The 3545-nt window shown below is 62.7% G+C and carries 5 protein-coding genes; all 5 read right to left on the bottom strand.

What is annotated here, in order from left to right; genetic code table 11:
• Positions 1-260 (bottom strand): succinate dehydrogenase assembly factor 2 (locus DK391_RS43965; RefSeq protein ID WP_109484264.1); only part of this gene is annotated, 260 nt, incomplete at its 3' end.
• A 1-nt stretch (position 261) separates the two neighbouring features.
• A complete protein-coding gene (locus tag DK391_RS43970; RefSeq protein WP_109484265.1) occupies positions 262-966 on the bottom strand; it encodes a succinate dehydrogenase iron-sulfur subunit in 705 nt (234 codons plus the stop codon).
• A 25-nt stretch (positions 967-991) separates the two neighbouring features.
• Positions 992-2767 carry a succinate dehydrogenase flavoprotein subunit gene (sdhA, locus tag DK391_RS43975; RefSeq protein ID WP_109484266.1) on the bottom strand — a complete coding sequence of 592 codons (1776 nt, stop codon included), beginning with the start codon at positions 2765-2767 and terminating at the stop codon, positions 992-994.
• Between the two features lie 3 nt (positions 2768-2770).
• A complete protein-coding gene (gene sdhD / locus DK391_RS43980) occupies positions 2771-3139 on the bottom strand; it encodes a succinate dehydrogenase, hydrophobic membrane anchor protein (protein WP_109484267.1) in 369 nt (122 codons plus the stop codon).
• 4 nt (positions 3140-3143) lie between these two features.
• A partial coding sequence (gene sdhC / locus DK391_RS43985; RefSeq protein ID WP_109484268.1) for a succinate dehydrogenase, cytochrome b556 subunit occupies positions 3144-3545 on the bottom strand: 402 nt, incomplete at its 5' end.

Genomic DNA, 3545 nt, shown 5'->3' on the forward strand with positions numbered 1-3545 from the left:
CGCAGCATCTCCAGCACCCGCGCGACATCGGCGTCGGCGAGGTCGCCTTCCGGTTCCTTGCGTGCGAGCAGCAAGTCCATCAGGTCGTTATCGCTCAGTTCGAGCAGGCGCGTGAGCGCGCCCACGTCCGCATCACTGAGATCATGCTCATATCGGCTGAAAAAACGTTCAAAGATCAGATCGTTTTCCAGCAGACCGCGCCGCGCGCGCCAGCGGAGACGCGCGCGGCGCAACGGGTCGGACTGGTGAGACGTTTCCATCTCAGACCGTCCGGCGCACCATCAATTCCTTGATCTTGCCGATCGCCTTCGTCGGGTTGAGGCCCTTCGGGCACACATCGACGCAGTTCATGATCGTATGGCAACGGAACAGACGGTACGGATCTTCCAGGTTGTCCAGCCGCTCACCCGTCGCCTCGTCGCGGCTGTCCGCGATGAAACGATAGGCCTGCAGCAGGCCCGCCGGGCCCACGAACTTGTCCGGATTCCACCAGAAGCTCGGGCACGACGTCGAGCAGCTCGCGCACAGAATGCACTCGTACAGGCCGTCGAGCTCATCGCGCTCTTCCGGCGACTGCAGACGCTCCTTCTCCGGCGGCGGCGTGTCGTTGATCAGGTACGGCTTGATCGAGTGATACTGGTTGAAGAACTGCGTCATGTCCACGATCATGTCGCGGATCACGGGCAGCCCCGGCAGCGGACGCAGCACGATCTTCTGCGGCAGGTCGTTCAGGTTCGTCAGGCACGCCAGACCGTTCTTGCCGTTGATGTTCATCGCGTCCGAGCCGCACACGCCTTCACGGCACGAGCGGCGGAACGACAGCGTCTCGTCCAGTGCCTTCAGTTTCACCAGCGCGTCGAGCAGCATGCGCTCGTGCGAGTCGATCTCGATCTCGTACGTCTGCATGCGCGGCGCGGCATCCTTGTCCGGATCGTAGCGGTAGATTTCGAATGTACGCTTGGCCATTGTGTGGGGTCCTTTGACTTGTGCTTTAGAAGGTACGCGCTTTGGGCGGCACCGATTCGACCGTCAGCGGGTTCATGTGCACCGGCTTGTAGTCGAGGCGGTCGCCTTCGCTGTACCACAGCGTATGGCGCAGCCAGTTCTCGTCGTCGCGATGTTCGAAGTCGTTCTGCGCGTGCGCGCCACGGCTTTCCTTGCGCGCCTCGGCCGACACCATCGTCGCGCGCGCCACCTCGATCAGGTTCTCCACTTCGAGCGCTTCCACGCGCGCCGTGTTGAACACCTTCGACTTGTCCTTCAGGTGGATGTCGCCAACGCGTGCCGCCACTTCGCGGATGCGCTCGACGCCTTCGGCCAGCAGTGCCGACGTACGGAACACGCCCGCGTGCTTCTGCATCGTCGAACGGATATCGTTGGCGACGTCCTGCGCGTATTCGCCCGAGGTCGACTTGTCCAGCTTCGCCAGACGCGACAGCGCGAAATCAGCAGCGTCAGCCGGCAGCGGCTTGTGATCCCTGATTTCCTTCACGTGCTTGACGATGTGGTTGCCCGCTGCGCGGCCAAACACCACCAGGTCGAGCAGCGAGTTCGTGCCCAGGCGGTTCGCGCCGTGCACCGACACGCACGAGCATTCGCCCACGGCGTAGAAACCGTTGATCGGGTCTTCCTGGCCCTTCGCCGTACCGACAACCTGACCGTGGATGTTCGTCGGAATGCCGCCCATCTGGTAGTGAATGGTCGGCACGACGGGAATCGGCTCCTTGATGCAGTCGACGTTCGCGAACTTCAGCGCGATTTCGCGGATCGACGGCAGACGCTTCATGATCGTTTCTGCGCCGATGTGCGACAGGTCCAGCAGCACGTGGTCCTTGTTCGGACCGACGCCACGGCCTTCCTTGATTTCCTGGTCCATCGAGCGCGAGACGAAGTCGCGCGGCGCCAGATCCTTCAGCGTCGGCGCGTAGCGCTCCATGAAGCGCTCGCCGTTCGAGTTACGCAGGATGCCGCCTTCGCCACGCACGCCTTCCGTGATCAGCACGCCGGCACCCGCGACGCCCGTCGGGTGGAATTGCCAGAATTCCATGTCTTCGAGCGGGATGCCTGCGCGTGCCGCCATTCCGAGGCCGTCACCCGTGTTGATGAACGCATTCGTCGATGCCGCGAAGATCCGGCCCGCGCCGCCCGTGGCGAACAGCGTGGTCTTGCCTTCGAGGATATAGACGTCGCCCGTTTCCATTTCCAGCGCGGTCACGCCGAGCACGTCGCCTTCGGCGTCGCGGATCAGATCCAGCGCCATCCATTCGACGAAGAACGTGGTCTTCGCCGCGACGTTCTGCTGGTACAGCGTGTGCAGCAGTGCGTGGCCGGTACGGTCAGCAGCCGCGCATGCGCGTTGCACCGGCTTCTCGCCGTAGTTCGCCGTGTGGCCGCCGAACGGGCGCTGGTAGATCGTGCCGTCGGCGTTACGGTCGAACGGCATGCCGAAGTGTTCGAGCTCATACACGGCGTTCGGCGCTTCACGGCACATGAACTCGATCGCGTCCTGGTCGCCGAGCCAGTCGGAGCCCTTGATCGTGTCGTAGAAGTGGTAGTGCCAGTTGTCTTCGCTCATGTTGCCGAGCGAGGCGCCGATGCCACCTTGCGCCGCGACGGTGTGCGAGCGCGTCGGGAACACTTTGGAGAGCACGCAGACGGAGAGGCCGGCACGTGCCAGCTGGAGCGACGCGCGCATGCCGGAGCCGCCTGCGCCGACGATCACCACATCAAACTTGCGACGCGGCAGGGAATTCTTGATTGCAGCCATTCTTTACACTCTCCAGAGAATCTGCGCAGCGTAGCCCGCACACGCGAGCAGCCAGACGATCGTCAACGCCTGCAGCAGAAGCCGCGTGCCAACCGGTTTGATGTAGTCCATCCAGATGTCGCGGATGCCGACCCACGCGTGATAGAACAGCGCGAGCAGCGTCACGAACGTGGCGAGCTTCATCCACTGCATCGCGAAGATGCCGGCCCAGCCGTCGTAAGAGAATGCGTGCGCGCCGAAGAACAGCGCGAGCAGGATCACGGTGTACACGGCCATGATCACGGCCGTGATGCGCTGCGCGAGCCAGTCGCGCAGACCGTAGTGCGCGCCGACTACCAGGCGCTTCGAACCGACACGGTTATTGGCTGACATATTTTTAGAATGCTCCGAACAGTTTGAGCGCGAAGGCGATGGTCAGCAGCGACGACACCACCAGCACCACGGCCGACGTGCTCTTGCCGCGTTCCTTCGAGACGGAATCGTGGTTCAGGTCCATCGTCAGATGGCGCACGCCCGCGCAGAAGTGGAACAGGAACGCCCACGCCAGCACCAGCACGATCAGCTTGACGATGATGTTGGACAGGAAACCCTTGAACACCTCGAAGCTCAACTCGGAGGTCAGGCTCTGGTCGAAGAGAAACAGCAGGAACGGAAGGAAGATGAACAGCAGACCGCCGCTCACGCGGTGGAGAATCGACACCCGACCCGCCAAAGGAAGACGGTACGCCGTCAATATCTGCCCGATACCGATGTTCCGGTATTCCGGCCTCGGTTTTTT

Source organism: Paraburkholderia sp. C35, from assembly GCF_003121405.1.
Classification (GTDB): Bacteria; Pseudomonadota; Gammaproteobacteria; order Burkholderiales; family Burkholderiaceae; genus Paraburkholderia.

Bases quoted from the DNA above. Each gene is read 5' to 3' on its own strand.
- sdhD (WP_109484267.1), bottom strand. From the start codon at position 3,139: ATGTCAGCCAATAACCGTGTCGGTTCGAAGCGCCTGGTAGTCGGCGCG.
- DK391_RS43970 (WP_109484265.1), bottom strand. From the start codon at position 966: ATGGCCAAGCGTACATTCGAAATCTACCGCTACGATCCGGACAAGGAT.
- sdhA (WP_109484266.1), bottom strand. From the start codon at position 2,767: ATGGCTGCAATCAAGAATTCCCTGCCGCGTCGCAAGTTTGATGTGGTG.